Raw genomic sequence first — 15709 nt, 5'->3', positions numbered from 1 at the left:
TCTAATCTTCTAATATCAAACTGTATAAATAATGAGTAACGACCACGTACATATTCATAAACATAATGTAGAAGGAAAAAATTTAATAGTATCTATACTATTGAATGTGGTCATTACTTTGGCACAAATTGTTGGTGGAATTTTATCTAATAGTTTGGCGTTAATTTCGGATGCACTACATAATTTTTCCGATGTGTTGTCGCTTGTTTTTAGTTTAGTAGCACATAAATTATCTCGAAGAAAAGCATCTATTGAATTTACTTTTGGGTATAAAAGAGCCGAGCTTTTAGCGGCTTTTGTAAATGCCGCAACGCTTATTATTGTGGCATTCATCTTAATTTATGGTGCAATAGAACGTTTTTTTCATCCACATCAAATTGAATCCAATTTAGTTATTTGGCTGGCATTATTAGGTATTGTTGTCAACGGAATTTCTGTGTTGTTATTAAAAAAAGACGCTGATCATAACTTAAATATGAAATCGGCTTATTTACATTTATTTACAGATATGATGGCTTCGGTAGCTGTATTGGTTGGTGGATTACTTATGAAGTTTTATGGATGGTTTTGGGTTGATAGTGTGATGACTATTTTAATTGCGATTTATTTAATAGTAGTTGGTTTCGATTTGCTATTAAAATCTACAAAAATGCTGATGCTTTTTACGCCAGATGCTATTGATATTAAAGAAATAGTACGCGAAGTGCATAAAATTGATGGGGTAAAAAAATTACATCACATACACGTTTGGAACTTAAACGAAGAAGAACTTCATTTAGAAGCACATTTAGACTGTATTGATGATATTAAATTGAGTGAATTCAACAATTTATTACAAAAAGTAGAATATGTTTTATTTCAAAAATTTGGAATTAATCATATTAATATTCAACCCGAATTTAAAAAAGAAGATTCTAAAGATTTTATAGTTCAGGATTAATAAACCCATAATTTTAACTAAATTCCGTCAATCAACTGACTTAATTTAGCTAAATTCCGTCAATCAACTGACGGAATTTATATTTTTTTACTATATTTGTATTCAGTTTGATACAATAAATAAGGATATGGACTATATTAAACGTGCTGTTTTCGACGATTTTAAAAATCATATAAAACCTAACAAAGTGCTTATTTTATTGGGTGCACGACGTGTGGGTAAAACAGAATTAATTCAAAAATATGTGACGGCAACAAATGAAAAGGTGTTGCAATTAAATGGGGAGGATTTGAATGATGCGCGTTTGCTCGAAAATCGCTCGATCGAAAATTATAGCCGTTTACTCGAAAATATTGATTTACTTATCATTGATGAAGCGCAAAATATTAATGATATTGGATTAAAATTAAAGTTTATTGTTGATCATATTAAAGGTATTAAAGTAGTGGCTACGGGTTCGTCAATGTTCGATTTAAATAATAAACTGGGCGAGCCATTAGTAGGCCGAAAAAATACGTTGTTTTTATTTCCTCTTGCACAAATGGAGTTTTCGCCTTATGAAAATTACAAAGAAACTCTTGAAAATCTTGAAGAACGTTTACTTTATGGTGGCTATCCTGAGCTTACGCATTACGAGAGTTGGTACGACAAACAAAGGTATTTACGCGAAATTGTCAATTCGTATTTATTAAAAGATATTTTAGTGTTTGATGGTATTAAAAATTCGGATAAAATTTACGATTTACTCCGTTTAATTGCATATCAAATTGGTAAAGAAGTGTCGATGCAAGAACTGGGTAATCAATTACAGTTATCAAAAAACACTGTTGAACGCTATCTCGATTTACTTTCTAAAGTGTTTATTTTATTTAAAGTAGAAGGTTTTTCAAGAAATTTACGCAAGGAAATTACCAAAACGTCACGCTGGTATTTTTATGATAATGGCATACGAAATGGTATTCTTAATAATTTTAATGTGTTTCAAAATCGTACCGATATTGGCGATTTATGGGAAAATTATTTAGCATCAGAACGCATGAAAAAACAACAGTATCAAAAAATGTTTCGAAATAATTATTTTTGGCGCACGTACGACCAACAAGAAATGGATTGGCTCGAAGAAAATGCCGATGATTTAGCTGGATTTGAATTCAAATGGAATGAAAATAAAAAGGTAAGAATTCCAGTAGCATTCGCAAAAGCTTATCCTAACGCAACTTTTGAAGTAATTACCAAAAATAATTATTTAGATTTTATAATGTAAGAAGATAAAAGTTACTCATGAACAATATCCAATTTATACAAACAGCTACACAATTTCCTACCAAAGGAATTGAAAATACCGTTCAACTTTTAAATGAAGATTGCACCATACCGTTTATTTCGCGTTACCGAAAAGATAAAACTGGCAATCTCGACGAGGTGCAAATTGAAACGATTGCTAAATTAAACAAACAATTCGACGAAATTGTAAAACGAAAAGAGTCAATTCTAAAATCAATTGAAGAACAAAATGCACTTTCTCCAGATTTAAAATCAAAAATTGATGCGAGTTTCGATTTGCAAGAATTAGAAGATTTGTATTTACCGTATAAAAAACGCAAAAAAACCAAAGCCGATGTTGCCCGCGAAAACGGATTAGAACCATTGGCAAAAATCATTATGGCACAACGTAATGATGATTTAGACTACTTGGCATCAAAATATATAAATGATAAAGTTACCAACGAAGACGAAGCTTTGCAAGGTGCACGCGATATTATTGCCGAATGGATAAACGAAAATATTTTTGTGCGTAAAAATTTACGTCGAACGTTTCAACGAAAAGCATTAGTTGAAACCAAAGTGGTAAAAACTAAAAAAGACGACGATGAAGCTCAAAAATTTAAACAATATTTTGAATGGAGCGAAAATTTAATGAAAGCACCATCGCATCGATTGTTGGCAATGTTGCGTGCCGAAGCAGAAGGTTTTGTAAAGTTCAAAATTGTACTTTCTGATGAAGATAAAGACGAAATTTTACGATTTATTGATAAAAACATTATAAAAAACGAAGGCGAAAGTGCGTATCATCTCGAAAAAGCCATAGATGATAGTTACAAACGATTACTCGAGCCAGCAATTTCCAATGAAGTATTACAAGAGGCCAAGGAAAAAGCAGACATTAAAGCCATAGATGTTTTTTCGGAAAATTTACGCCAGTTGTTGCTTGCTCCACCTTTGGGCGAAAAGCGAATTTTAGCTATTGACCCTGGATTTAAAACAGGTTGCAAAGTAGTTTGTTTAGACGAAAAAGGCGATTTGTTGTATAACGAAAATATTTATCCACACGCACCCCAAAACGACACAGCTATGGCGATGAAAAAAATCCGTTCAATGGTGAATGCGTATAATATTGAAGCCATTTCAATTGGAAACGGAACTGCGAGTCGCGAAACCGAATTTTTTATTAAAAAAATAGCTTTTGACAAGCCAATTCAAGTTTTTGTAGTGTCAGAAGCGGGTGCTTCGGTGTACTCGGCTAGTAAAATTGCCCGAGAAGAATTTCCAAATTATGATGTTACAGTTCGTGGCGCGGTTTCTATTGGCAGAAGGTTATCAGATCCGTTGGCAGAATTGGTAAAAATTGATCCAAAATCAATTGGTGTGGGGCAATACCAACACGATGTCGATCAAAGTAAATTAAAAGATGAACTCGACACTACTGTAGTGCGTTGTGTAAATGCTGTAGGTATAAACTTGAACACTGCGAGTAAAGCATTATTAAGTTATGTGAGTGGTATTGGCGAAAAATTAGCCGAAAATATAGTAAGTTTTCGAGCTGAAAATGGTGCTTTTTACGATAGAAATCAGTTGAAAAAAGTGCCCCGATTAGGCGACAAAGCATTTCAACAATCCGCTGCTTTTATTCGTATAAAAGACGGAAAAAACCCGTTAGACAATTCGGCAGTGCACCCCGAATCGTATAAAATGGTTGAAAAAATGGCGAAAGATTTAGGATTAAAAGTGGAAGATTTAATTGGTAATAAAGAATTTATTTCCAAAGTTTCGCCTGAAAAATACGTAACAAATGATGTTGGAATTTTAGGTATAAAAGATATTTTAAAAGAACTCGAAAAACCAGGACTCGACCCAAGAAAAGCCGCAAAAGTATTTGAGTTTGATCCTACAGTACGTTCAATTGCAAACGTAAAAACAGGAATGATTTTACCTGGAATTGTGAACAATATTACAGCGTTTGGTTGTTTTGTAGATATCGGAATTAAAGAAAGTGGCTTGGTACATATTTCGCAACTCAAAGCAGGTTTTGTATCCGATGTAAATGAAGTGGTAAAATTGCACCAACACGTTCAAGTTAAAGTAGTTGAAGTTGATGAAGCTCGCAAACGAATTCAGCTATCAATGATTATTTAAATAAAAAAAACCCAACTTTATAGATTCTGAAACAAATTCAAAATGACAAATAAAGTTGGGATTTTTATTTTATTGTAAAAAAATAATTATTCTTTATTTTCTTCTTCTTTTTTAGAATTTTTAGGTTCGTCGTCTTTCATGGCATTTTTAAATTCTTTTACGCCACCGCCTAAGCCTTTCATCAATTCTGGAATTTTTTTACCACCAAATAATAAAAGCACTATTATCACAATTAAAATAACTTGTGGTGCTCCTATTGCTCCTAAAAATATTGCAAGTGTATTCATATCATCAAAAGTTTACAGTACAAAGATAAAAAGAAATATTCAACCAATAATTTTTTAACGAATTATTATCAGTAAAACAATTAAAAAACACCGTAATTAGTATCTTTGTAAGAATCAAAATTTTAAAAATGGCAAAAAAAGGAGCAAAACGTAAATTATTAAGCCAAAAACTATTTAATAAACGACGTTTAATCATTTTAAATGAAGATACTTTTGAAGAAACATTTTCATTAAAACTCAATTTAATGAATGTGTTTGTGGTAGCCACATTAGGCGCTATTTTTTTAATTGCTATAACAACCTACATTATTGCTTTTACACCTTTGCGTGAATATATTCCAGGTTATGCTTCTACTAAACTCAAAAAAGAAGCTATGGATTTAGCTATAAAATCAGATTCTTTAGAGGCAGTTATGCGCGAAAATAACGCCTATATTGTATCGATAAAAAAAGTGTTAACAGGCAATTTAGAATATGCAAAATTTAGTAAAGATTCTATTATTGCTGCCGAAAAGCAAACTATCGACGAGTCAGAAATGCAATCGAGTGAAACCGAAAATAATTTAAAAGAAAAAGTAAAACAAGACGATAAATACAATGTTTTTGAATCGTCTAAACCAAAAGTAAATTTTGTACTTTTTCCACCTGCTCAAGGAAAAATACTCGAAAAATATAACGAAAAAACCAATCATTTAGCTACTACAGTTGCACTGGCGAATAATACACCTATTAAAGCTATAGCACCAGGAACAATAGTGTTTGCCGACTGGACACCCAACAACGGCTATGTCGTTATTGTACGCCATCAAAGTAGTGTTTTATCAGTATATAAAAATGCGGGTAGCATTACTAAAAAACAAGGCGATACCGTAAAATCGGGCGAAGTTATTGCGCTTGCAGGAAACACCTTAAATCCGAATGGAAATATATCGCTTCGTTTTGAATTATGGAAAGACGGATTTCCTATAGATCCTGCTCAGTTTATTAATTTCGAATAAATTATGTCAATAAAATCATTTGCTGCCAAATTATTTGCTGCTTATATTCATCAAAAAAATCAAAAATGGATACATAATCCTACTCAAACACAGCAACAAGTTTTTAATAATTTAATTCTAAAAGCAAAGGAAACACAATTTGGAAAAGAACATCATTTTTCAGAAATTTCTTCTATTCAAGATTTTCAAAAAAATGTTCCCGTTCGCGATTATGAGCAATTGCGAGAATATGTTAATGCGGTTGTTGCGGGAAAAGAAAATATATTATGGCCAGGAAAACCGCTTTATTTTGCCAAAACATCAGGAACCACTTCGGGTGCAAAATATATTCCGCTTACTGCAGCATCGATGCCTTTTCATATTAAAGCTGCCCGAAATGCTATCTTAAGTTATATTCACGAAACAGGAAAAGCCGATTTTGTAAACGGTAAAATGATTTTTTTACAAGGCAGTCCTATTTTAGAAGAAAAAAATGGCATTAAACTCGGGCGTTTGTCTGGAATTGTTGCCCATTTTGTGCCAAAATATTTACAAAAAAACCGAATGCCAAGTTGGGAAACCAATTGCATAGAAGACTGGGAAACTAAAGTAAATGCAATAGTTGCAGAAACACTACCAGAAAATATGTCGGTAATTTCAGGTATTCCGTCGTGGGTACAAATGTATTTTGAAAAGCTAAAAGAAAAAACCAATAAACCCGTTGGCGAAATTTTTAAAAACTTCAATTTATTTATTTACGGTGGCGTAAATTACGAACCATACCGAGCAAAATTTGAAAATTTAATAGGAAGAAAAGTAGATTCGATAGAATTGTTTCCTGCTTCCGAAGGTTTTTTTGCTTATCAAGATTCGCAAACCGAAAAAGGAATGCTATTATTGTTAAATTCTGGTATTTTCTACGAATTTATTAAAGCCGATGAATTTTTTACCGAAAGCCCAAAACGCTATACAATAGGCGAAGTAGAACTCAACATTAATTATGTTTTAATTATTTCTACTAACGCTGGTTTATGGGCATACAACATTGGCGATACTATTCAGTTTACGAGTTTAGCACCGTATCGGGTAGTTGTTTCGGGGCGAATAAAACATTACATTTCGGCGTTTGGCGAACACGTTATTGGAAAAGAAGTAGAAACAGCTTTGCAAGAAGCCATGCAAAACACAACGGTTACAGTAAACGAATTTACGGTTGCTCCACAAATTACACCTATGGCAGGATTACCGTATCATGAATGGTTGATCGAATTTGAAAATGAACCCGATAATTTAGAAGAATTTGCTTTACAAATAGATGCTGCTTTGTGCAAACAAAACAGTTATTATAAAGATTTAATTACTGGAAATGTTTTACGAAGTTTAGTGATAACCAAAGTACCGAAAAACGGATTTCAAGACTATATGAAATCTATAGGAAAACTAGGCGGACAAAATAAATTACCACGATTGAGCAACGATAGAAAAATTGCCTCATTTTTTGAGAATAAAGAATAAAGATGAAAGAAAAAAGACTACTCTTAATTTTATTATTTGTATCAAATTTTACATTTTCTCAACTAAAAGGAATTGTAAAAGATAGTATTTCTGGAAAACCTATTCCATATGTAAACATTTGGGTCGAAAACGAAACTATTGGTACAAATTCAGAAGAAAATGGAAGTTTTGTGTTAAACATTTCCGAAGAAAAGAATATTGTTTTTTCAGCTTTGGGTTATCAAACCAAAACTGTTTCATCAACCGAAATAACAGAAGTTTTTTTAGTTCCAGCAGCTATACAACTTAACGAATTGGTTATTGAAAAACCCAAAAATACAGAAACAATTGAAGTTGGAAATTATGAGAAAAGTGGTTTTAGAATAGGATTAGGAAATATAAATTCTGCTGTTTTTTTTAAGCCAACTGATGAAATGCTAACTCATCCTTTTTTAAAAGAAATTAAATTTTTAACAAAATCAGAAATTAAAAATGCAAAAATTAGAATTAAAATTTTAGGTCTAGAAGAAGATAATTATCCTGGCGAAAATTTAATAGATGAAGAAATTATAATTTCTGTAAAAAAAGGTAAAAACACTAATATTGTAGATTTAAGTAATTTTCGTTTTAAAATTCCAAATGAAGGTTTTTTCGTTTCTTTTGAAAAACTATTAATTGAAGAAAATAAATATTTTTATGAATTTAATTATAAAGATGACAAAGGAGAAAAAAGAACGCAAAAGTCATTGTCTATAGAACCAGAATTATGTTTTATACCAGAAGAAAAAGATATTGTTTGGCAATCTTCAATTAATGGAAATTGGTCAAAATCAAAAAAACATACATTAAAATCCCCAAAAAGCTATGAAAATTTATTAATGAGAAAATACCACGATAAGTATTTAGCTCCATCGCTAAAAATTACTCTTTCAAATTAGTAGTAAAACTGTATCTTTGTTGGTTAAAGAATTGTATATGAAAGAAACTCAAAATATTTCACGTTCACGTGCTCAGTCATCATCAGGCGCAATTGAACGCTTGTATATTACGATGCGCCATTTGTTTAATCGCGGATTTTACAAACCAATGGGCGTTTCTGGCGAAACGTTGCGAAATGCACTTTTAGAACTTCGCCCCGAAATTTATGGCTCTATAGCCGAAGAAAAAGTAGAGCTTAACGGATTGCTTTACGTTATTGAACGTTTACCGATAGGAATTGAAGAATGTCGCTATATCAATTTAACTTCCGACGAAGGTTATGCGGGCTCTCATTTTAAAGCAATTGTTCCGCCTAAAAGAAGAAGAAATTGCTACAGAATTGATAGCGAACAAATGAATGTTGAAATCACTAGAGGACGTTCCGATATTTATGATATTTTAACACACCTGACCTTTATTTTTATCGAATCGCACAAAATAAAAGATCGTGTTTTAATTGATGAAGAAGGTAATGTAGCTCGCGATTGGGAAAAACTAGAACACTATGTTTCGCATAAAAAGAAATTAACATTAATAGAACGCGAAATTGCTATGTCGCACGCATCGGTAGTGTTAGGACGAACGTTTGCCGAAGTACAAGATATTTACGACAAATTTGCTACAACCGAACAACCCGACCGTTTTTTACACGTTATTTATTGGTTAGGTAAATTAGCTATAGAAGAAATTGTCGATAATAATAAACGAACCATTACTTTTAGTCCCATTCTTAGAGAACGATTAGGACATCATATTTATGGCGAAATTTGGGCAAACAACATAAAGCAAGTTTTATTAAAAAATAAATTAATAAATCGTCCGTTACATATTATAAGTGCCAATATGCATAGTGTAATGAATTCGCTTTTTGCAGAACCCGTTTTAGGAAAAAACTACACAAAATTAGGCGATTATCAAGTATTTGAAGATTTAAGCAGTTCAGGCAATAAAGAATTGCGAAATCAGGTTGAAAAATATGCTTTGCAACACGGAATGATTTCGCTTCCCGACGCATCAGGAACCAATATTGATGTTCAAATTTTTGACACCGCTAAAATTAACCATAAAGAAACATTATTTGCAAAAGCAAATAGCGAAAAAGGAAACGAACCAGTTTTAATTGTAATGGATTATGCCTTTGGCGAGCAAGCATTTGAAACTATAGACGAGTTGCTAAAACCGTATAAACACAATAAAGAAAAAATATTTTTAAACGTAGAATCGGTTTCTATAATGGGTAAAGCCGGAATTCTAGAAGGCGGCAAAGGCGATATTATGATTCCGAATGCACATGTAAACGAAGGAACTGCCGATAATTATCCGTTCGAAAACGAATTAACCAAAGAAATGTTCGACGGAAATGGAATTCCAGTTTTTGATGGCCCTATGATTACGGTTTTAGGAACATCACTCCAAAATCGCGATTTGTTAAAATTTTTCCACGAATCTACTTGGAAAGCTATTGGTCTCGAAATGGAAGGTGCTTATTATCAAAAAGCAATTCAAGCCGCTTCAAAAATTAGAAAAAGTATTAATCCAAATGTAAAAGTGCGCTATGCGTATTATGCTTCCGATAATCCACTAGAAACAGGAAGTACTTTAGCATCTGGCGGATTAGGAACTACAGGCGTAAAACCAACGTATTTAATTACTATTAAAATATTAGAACAAATTTTTAACATTAATAAAAACTAATTATGAGTACAAATTCTCACGATCAAGAAATCGATTTAGGTCAAATTTTTAGTAAAATTGGTAGCTTTTTTCAATCCATTCTTGATTTCTTTTTTGATATTATTTTATTCGTTAAAAAAAATATAATTGTAATTGTTATTTTATTAGTTGTAGGTGTTCTTTTAGGATTGTACGTAGATAAAATCGATAAAGAATACGACAACCAAATAATTGTAACGCCAAATTTTGGAAGTGTAGATTATTTGTATTCTAAAGTTTCATTATTAGACGCAAAGAAAAAAGAAAAAGACACAATGTTCTTTAAAAACCTTGGTTTTAAAAATATTAAAGATCTTGGTAAAATAGAAATAAAACCTATAATGGATGTGTTTAAATTCGTAGAAAACAATAAAGGTAATTTCGAACTAATTGAATTAATGGCCGAAGACGGCGATATCGAGAAAATTATTGAAGGCGATGTAACCAGTAAAAATTATCCTTTGCACGAAATAAAATTTTCTACATCAAGCACTACAACAAACAGTAAAACAGTTGAACCACTATTAAATTTCCTTAATAATTCTGAATATTACGAAGCTATAAAAAAGCAATATTTAGAAAATGAAACGATACAAATGAGGGCTAATGATAGCATTATTACTCAGATTAACTCATTAATTGATGGTTTTGCAAAATCTACGGCTAGCGGTGCTAAAACAGATAAAATGGTTTACATAAGCGATAACAACCAGTTAAATGAAATTATTACAACTAAAAACAATTTGGTTGATGCGCAAGGAAAATTAAAAATTAATTTAATAAATAACGATAAAATTATTAAAGATATTAGTGTTTCTATTAATAAGTTAAACACAAAAGGCATTAACGGAAAAAGAAAATTTGTTTATCCAATTGCATTGTTAGCTTTATTTGTTATGCTTAAATTTTTTAAAATATTTTACTCAAAACAAATGGCAAAAAGAAACAGAGAATGAAAAAAATACTAATTACAGGAGGCGCTGGTTTTATTGGTTCTAATTTTGTTCCTTATTTTATAGAAAATAATCCAGATTATCACTTGGTTAATTTAGACGCATTAACCTATGCAGGAAACTTAGACAATCTAAAAGAAATTGAAAATCATCCAAGATACACCTTTGTTCAAGGCGATATTTGCGATAGTGAATTTATTAAAAATTTATTTGCAGAACATCAATTTCACGATGTAATTCACTTTGCGGCAGAAAGCCATGTGGATAATTCCATTTCGGGTCCAGAAGCGTTTATAAAAACCAATGTTTTAGGAACATTTAATCTACTTGATTCGGCACGAAAATTATGGATGAATGGTCCTAATAATTATAAATCGGAATTTCAAAATTCACGTTTTCATCATGTTTCAACCGATGAGGTTTACGGAACATTAGGTGAAACGGGTTTGTTTGAAGAAACTACACCATATGCGCCAAACAGCCCTTATTCGGCATCAAAAGCAGGTTCCGATATGATTGTGCGAAGCTATTTCCATACCTACGGCATGAATGTAGTAACTACCAATTGTTCCAATAATTATGGACCAAAACAACATAACGAAAAATTAATTCCAACCATTATTCGTAAAGCACTTTCTGGTGAAAATATTCCTATTTATGGCGATGGAAAAAATGTGCGTGATTGGTTGTATGTTCTTGATCATTGTAAAGGAATTGAACTCGCTTTCAAAACTGGAAAATCAGGTGAAACGTATAACATCGGTGGCCGAAATGAACGCAATAATTTATATATAGTAGATAAAGTTTGTGCTATTTTAGATGAAATTAAACCAAAGCAATTGGGTAGTTATAAGGAACAAATTTCATTTGTAAAAGATCGCCCAGGACACGATATGCGCTATGCTATTGATGCGACCAAAATAGAAAATGAATTAGGATGGAAAGCCGATGAAAATTTCGAATCGGGAATAGTAAAAACAATTGAATGGTATATTAATAAGTTTTAAAGAAAAGTTTTAGTTGTTATATCAACTTTAAACTTTAAACTTTAAACTTTTGACTTTGAAATTATGAAAGGAATCATATTAGCCGGTGGCTCAGGAACACGTTTACATCCACTTACATTAGCAGTAAGTAAACAATTGATGCCAATTTATGACAAGCCGATGATTTACTATCCATTATCAACATTGATGTGGGCAGGAATTCGTGAAATATTAATTATTTCAACACCTCAAGATTTACCGTTGTTCGAAAAATTATTGGGTGATGGTAAAAAATTAGGTTGTCGGTTTGAATATGCCGTGCAAGAAAATCCAAATGGTTTGGCAGAGGCTTTTATTATTGGAAAAGAGTTTGTAGGTAACGATAAAGTGGCTTTAATTTTAGGCGATAATATTTTTTATGGCACGGGTTTAGCTGAATTATTACAAGCTAATAATAATCCTGATGGAGGAATCGTTTATGCCTATCATGTACATGATCCTGAGCGCTATGGAGTGGTAGATTTTGATGCAAACGGAAAAGTATTATCTATTGAAGAAAAACCAACAAAGCCAAAATCTAATTTTGCAGTTCCGGGTATTTATTTTTACGATAATGAAGTGTTGGAAATAGCAGCAAATATTCAACCAAGCCCTCGTGGCGAACTCGAAATTACTGATGTAAATAAAGTATATCTTCAAAAAGGGAAATTGCAAGTATCTATTTTAGATAGAGGTACAGCATGGCTTGATACAGGTACGTTTCAATCGCTAATGCAAGCGGGTCAATTTGTACAAGTTATTGAAGAACGACAAGGATTAAAAATAGGTGCAATTGAAGAAGCCGCCTATAAAATGGGCTTTATTGATGCTACTCAATTACAAAAATTAGCCGAACCTTTAATGAAGAGTGGCTACGGAACTCATTTAATGAGTTTGATAAGTTAGAATTAAGATTTTCAGTATTAAGAATTAAGATTCATTTGCTTAATTTTTGATATTGTTTTTGAATTTGATATTGAAATTTATAATGACATTTTTAGAAACCAAACTAAAAGGATGTTTTATCCTTGAGCCAAAAATAATTAAAGACGAACGCGGCTATTTTATGGAAAGTTTTAATGAAAAAACATTTTCCAATGGCGTAGGACAAACCGTTCATTTTGTGCAAGATAATCAATCGTATTCTTCAAAAGGTGTTTTACGTGGTTTACATTATCAATGTGGCGAACATGCGCAAGCTAAATTAGTACGTGTTTTACAAGGCGAAGTGTTGGATGTTGCCGTTGATATTCGCCCGAATTCACCCACTTTTGGTCAGTATGAAGCGGTGTTACTTTCTGCAGAAAATCAAAAACAGTTTTTTGTTCCTCGCGGATTTGCACATGGCTTTTTAGTACTAAGCGAAACAGCTACTTTTTTTTATAAATGTGACAATTTTTATAATAAAGAAAGTGAAGGTGGCATCATTTTTAATGATGAAACAATTGCTATCGATTGGAATTTTCCTACAGAAAAAATGATTATTTCCGAAAAAGATACAGTTTTACCTTCTTTAGAAAACGCTAAAAAGGTATGGTAGTTTTAGTAACAGGAGCCAACGGACAATTAGGGCAATCGCTTCAATTTGTTGCCAATCAATATTCAGAAATTGATTTTGTTTTTTGCTCTTCTTCAGAATTAGAGATTACCAATTTTACCAATTGTGAAAGTATATTTCTAAAATACCAACCCGATTTTTGCATTAACGCCGCCGCATATACTGCTGTTGATAAAGCCGAATCGGAACAAGAAAAAGCAGCATCAGTAAATGCTAGTGGTGCTCAAAATTTAGCCGAAGTTTGTAAAACACATAATACCATATTATTGCATGTTTCCACCGATTTTGTTTTTGATGGAAATGCTACAAAACCAATTTTAGAAAACGAAATACCCAATCCTACAAGTATTTACGGATTAACCAAATTACGAGGCGAACAAATTATTCAAGCAACGTGGGAAAAACATTTTATTATAAGAACGTCTTGGGTGTATTCGCAGTTTGGTGCCAATTTTATGAAAACCATGCTTCGTTTATCATCTGAAAAAGATAGCCTTTCAGTTGTAAACGATCAAATAGGAACACCAACATATGCCGTAGATTTAGCAAATGCTTTAATAAAAATAATCGATTCTTGTCATGCTGAATTTATTTCAGCATCTAATTATGGCATCTACAACTTCAGTAATGAAGGTCAATGTTCGTGGTATGAGTTTGCGAAAGAAATATTCGCACAAAAAAATATTACAATTGATTTAAAACCGATACCATCTTCACAATTTCCAACACCAGCGAAACGACCAGCATATAGTGTTTTAGATAAATCAAAAATAAAAGCTACATTTGATATAGCGATTAACGATTGGAAAACCAGTTTAGCCAATTGTTTGGACAACTACTAAAATGAAACGATTTTGTTTACTTTTTTTACTAATTCCGCTAGTTTTCTTTTCACAAAATAAAGAAAAAAATGCAACGTATATTGATGCGCAATATTTTCATGGTAACGTAATAAAACATGCCGACTATGTTTCGCATTTAATTTCAGGGCATCCAGATGGTTTATTACTGAGTTATAACTGGAAAACGTACGGAAAAAAAGAATGGGAACAAGTGTATAATTATCCAGATTATGGTGTTTCGTACCAGTTTATCGACTTTAAAAACGAAACGTTAGGTGTTAATCATGCTGTAGGTGCGCACTACAATTTCTATTTTCTAAAGAGACATATACTTTTTAGAATTTCACAAGGAATTGGCATTACTTCTAATCCTTATGATAAAGAAACCAACAACAAAAACAATGCTTTTGGTACTAAAATATTAGACAATAATTATTTTTTATTACAATACCAAAAACAACATTTATTTGGAAATTGGGGAATTCAAGCCGGATTGTTACTTACTCATTTTTCAAACGGACGATTTAAAGCGCCTAATAGCGGTATAAATACTTTAGCGGCAACGATAAGTTTGAATTATAATTTTGAAAAAACGCAAGACTATATTCATGATTCATTACCAACAAAACAATCTTATAAAGAAAGAATAAAATACAATTTAGCTTTTCGCACCGGACGTTCCGAAGGGCCGATTCCAAATCTTGGTCAACGACAATTTTATCATTTAGGATTTTATGCAGATAAAAGGATAGGTAGAAAAAGTGCGCTACAACTAGGAACTGACGTGTTTTTTTCACGATATTTACGAGATTATATTGCGTTTTCTTCGGTGGCATTTCCGACAGATCACAAAAGTTATACCGACGCCGATACGGATTATAAACGTGTAGGTATATTTGTTGGGCATGAGTTATTTATCAATAAATTGTCCATTGAAACGCAATTTGGGTATTATGTTTATAAGCCATTTAACTACGAAATAGATGTATATCAGCGTATTGGCATGAAATATTATGTATATAAAAATTGGTTTACTGGAGTTGGATTAAAAACACACGGAGGTAGAGCAGAGGCCATTGAAGCAACTGTAGGAGTGAGGTTGTAAAATAGACTATAGAGAAAAGAAAAAAGAGCAAAGACTTTGTTATATATTATTTTGATTGCTTTTGATTAAATAAAATATGAATAAATATTTTTACATACTACTTTTACTGATTACTGCAAGTTGTGGTATATCTGAAGATTGTTTTAAAGGCAACGGTAATAAAGTGACTCAAACCTATAATGTTGGTGAATTTAAGAAAGTTAAAGTGTATTCTGGTGTTGGTTTAGTGATAAAAGAAGGCATAAATTATGAAGTTAGAATAGAAACCAGCGATAATATTCTAGATGAAATAGAAGTGAGTATGCAAGGCGATATGCTAGTGGTAAAAGACAAATCAACCTGTAATATTGCACGCGATTATGGACTAACAACGGTGTATGTAACCGCACCTAATTTGGAAGAAATTCACAGTAAAACCGAACA

General features: G+C 32.0%; 15 protein-coding genes. 14 read left to right on the top strand and 1 reads right to left on the bottom strand.

Annotated elements, in window-relative coordinates; all coding sequences use genetic code 11:
- Positions 1–31 precede the first annotated feature (31 nt).
- The 3 genes from R2808_RS09025 (at position 32) to R2808_RS09015 (ending at position 4354) form a co-directional block, all read left to right on the top strand.
- On the top strand, positions 32–940 hold the full coding sequence (locus R2808_RS09025; RefSeq protein WP_371270648.1) for a cation diffusion facilitator family transporter: 909 nt from the start codon (positions 32–34) through the stop codon (positions 938–940).
- A 127-nt stretch (positions 941–1067) separates the two neighbouring features.
- The gene (locus R2808_RS09020) at positions 1068–2204 is read left to right on the top strand and encodes an ATP-binding protein (RefSeq protein WP_371270647.1); all 1137 of its coding nucleotides are present in this window, start codon (positions 1068–1070) and stop codon (positions 2202–2204) included.
- A gap of 17 nt (positions 2205–2221) precedes the next feature.
- Positions 2222–4354: a Tex family protein gene (locus R2808_RS09015; RefSeq protein WP_371270646.1), complete on the top strand. Its 2133-nt coding sequence runs from the start codon at positions 2222–2224 to the stop codon at positions 4352–4354.
- An 86-nt stretch (positions 4355–4440) separates the two neighbouring features.
- Here the strand turns inward: R2808_RS09015 and tatA are convergent, their stop codons facing one another.
- A complete protein-coding gene (gene tatA, locus R2808_RS09010; protein WP_371270645.1) occupies positions 4441–4641 on the bottom strand; it encodes a twin-arginine translocase TatA/TatE family subunit in 201 nt (66 codons plus the stop codon).
- Between the two features lie 128 nt (positions 4642–4769).
- Between tatA and R2808_RS09005 the strand changes: the two genes are divergently transcribed.
- The 11 genes from R2808_RS09005 to R2808_RS08955 all read left to right on the top strand — a co-directional run.
- Positions 4770–5639, top strand: coding sequence for a murein hydrolase activator EnvC (locus R2808_RS09005; RefSeq protein ID WP_371270644.1), 870 nt, complete (start codon positions 4770–4772; stop codon positions 5637–5639).
- Positions 5640–5642: 3 nt separating this feature from the next.
- The gene (locus R2808_RS09000; RefSeq protein ID WP_371270643.1) at positions 5643–7133 is read left to right on the top strand and encodes a GH3 auxin-responsive promoter family protein; all 1491 of its coding nucleotides are present in this window, start codon (positions 5643–5645) and stop codon (positions 7131–7133) included.
- A gap of 2 nt (positions 7134–7135) precedes the next feature.
- A complete protein-coding gene (locus R2808_RS08995) occupies positions 7136–8050 on the top strand; it encodes a carboxypeptidase-like regulatory domain-containing protein (protein ID WP_371270642.1) in 915 nt (304 codons plus the stop codon).
- Positions 8051–8087: 37 nt separating this feature from the next.
- On the top strand, positions 8088–9785 hold the full coding sequence (locus R2808_RS08990; protein WP_371270641.1) for a hypothetical protein: 1698 nt from the start codon (positions 8088–8090) through the stop codon (positions 9783–9785).
- Between the two features lie 2 nt (positions 9786–9787).
- A complete protein-coding gene (locus tag R2808_RS08985; RefSeq protein WP_371270640.1) occupies positions 9788–10759 on the top strand; it encodes a hypothetical protein in 972 nt (323 codons plus the stop codon).
- The gene (rfbB, locus tag R2808_RS08980; RefSeq protein WP_371270639.1) at positions 10756–11763 is read left to right on the top strand and encodes a dTDP-glucose 4,6-dehydratase; all 1008 of its coding nucleotides are present in this window, start codon (positions 10756–10758) and stop codon (positions 11761–11763) included. The genes R2808_RS08985 and rfbB overlap by 4 nt, the downstream gene beginning before the upstream one ends.
- A 63-nt stretch (positions 11764–11826) precedes the next feature.
- On the top strand, positions 11827–12687 hold the full coding sequence (gene rfbA, locus R2808_RS08975; RefSeq protein WP_371270638.1) for a glucose-1-phosphate thymidylyltransferase RfbA: 861 nt from the start codon (positions 11827–11829) through the stop codon (positions 12685–12687).
- A gap of 82 nt (positions 12688–12769) precedes the next feature.
- Positions 12770–13321, top strand: a complete 552-nt coding sequence (gene rfbC, locus R2808_RS08970; protein WP_371270637.1) for a dTDP-4-dehydrorhamnose 3,5-epimerase — start codon at positions 12770–12772, stop codon at positions 13319–13321.
- Positions 13315–14181: a dTDP-4-dehydrorhamnose reductase gene (gene rfbD / locus R2808_RS08965; RefSeq protein ID WP_371270636.1), complete on the top strand. Its 867-nt coding sequence runs from the start codon at positions 13315–13317 to the stop codon at positions 14179–14181. The genes rfbC and rfbD overlap by 7 nt, the downstream gene beginning before the upstream one ends.
- 1 nt (position 14182) lies before the next feature.
- Positions 14183–15286, top strand: coding sequence for an acyloxyacyl hydrolase (locus tag R2808_RS08960; RefSeq protein ID WP_371270635.1), 1104 nt, complete (start codon positions 14183–14185; stop codon positions 15284–15286).
- A gap of 76 nt (positions 15287–15362) precedes the next feature.
- The coding region (locus tag R2808_RS08955; protein WP_371270634.1) for a GIN domain-containing protein at positions 15363–15709 on the top strand (347 nt) is incomplete at its 3' end.

Source organism: Flavobacterium sp. (assembly GCF_041392005.1).
Taxonomy (GTDB): Bacteria; Bacteroidota; Bacteroidia; order Flavobacteriales; family Flavobacteriaceae; genus Flavobacterium.
This window is presented reverse-complemented; position numbering and strand designations above follow the sequence as displayed.

Excerpts from the sequence above, each read along its gene's own strand:
- R2808_RS08985 (WP_371270640.1), top strand. The coding sequence starts at position 9,788 with ATGAGTACAAATTCTCACGATCAAGAAATCGATTTAGGTCAAATTTTT.
- rfbD (WP_371270636.1), top strand. The coding sequence starts at position 13,315 with ATGGTAGTTTTAGTAACAGGAGCCAACGGACAATTAGGGCAATCGCTT.
- rfbB (WP_371270639.1), top strand. The coding sequence starts at position 10,756 with ATGAAAAAAATACTAATTACAGGAGGCGCTGGTTTTATTGGTTCTAAT.
- R2808_RS09005 (WP_371270644.1), top strand. The coding sequence starts at position 4,770 with ATGGCAAAAAAAGGAGCAAAACGTAAATTATTAAGCCAAAAACTATTT.
- rfbA (WP_371270638.1), top strand. The coding sequence starts at position 11,827 with ATGAAAGGAATCATATTAGCCGGTGGCTCAGGAACACGTTTACATCCA.
- R2808_RS09025 (WP_371270648.1), top strand. The coding sequence starts at position 32 with ATGAGTAACGACCACGTACATATTCATAAACATAATGTAGAAGGAAAA.
- tatA (WP_371270645.1), bottom strand. The coding sequence starts at position 4,641 with ATGAATACACTTGCAATATTTTTAGGAGCAATAGGAGCACCACAAGTT.
- rfbC (WP_371270637.1), top strand. The coding sequence starts at position 12,770 with ATGACATTTTTAGAAACCAAACTAAAAGGATGTTTTATCCTTGAGCCA.
- R2808_RS09020 (WP_371270647.1), top strand. The coding sequence starts at position 1,068 with ATGGACTATATTAAACGTGCTGTTTTCGACGATTTTAAAAATCATATA.
- R2808_RS08990 (WP_371270641.1), top strand. The coding sequence starts at position 8,088 with ATGAAAGAAACTCAAAATATTTCACGTTCACGTGCTCAGTCATCATCA.
- R2808_RS08995 (WP_371270642.1), top strand. The coding sequence starts at position 7,136 with ATGAAAGAAAAAAGACTACTCTTAATTTTATTATTTGTATCAAATTTT.
- R2808_RS09000 (WP_371270643.1), top strand. The coding sequence starts at position 5,643 with ATGTCAATAAAATCATTTGCTGCCAAATTATTTGCTGCTTATATTCAT.
- R2808_RS09015 (WP_371270646.1), top strand. The coding sequence starts at position 2,222 with ATGAACAATATCCAATTTATACAAACAGCTACACAATTTCCTACCAAA.
- R2808_RS08960 (WP_371270635.1), top strand. The coding sequence starts at position 14,183 with ATGAAACGATTTTGTTTACTTTTTTTACTAATTCCGCTAGTTTTCTTT.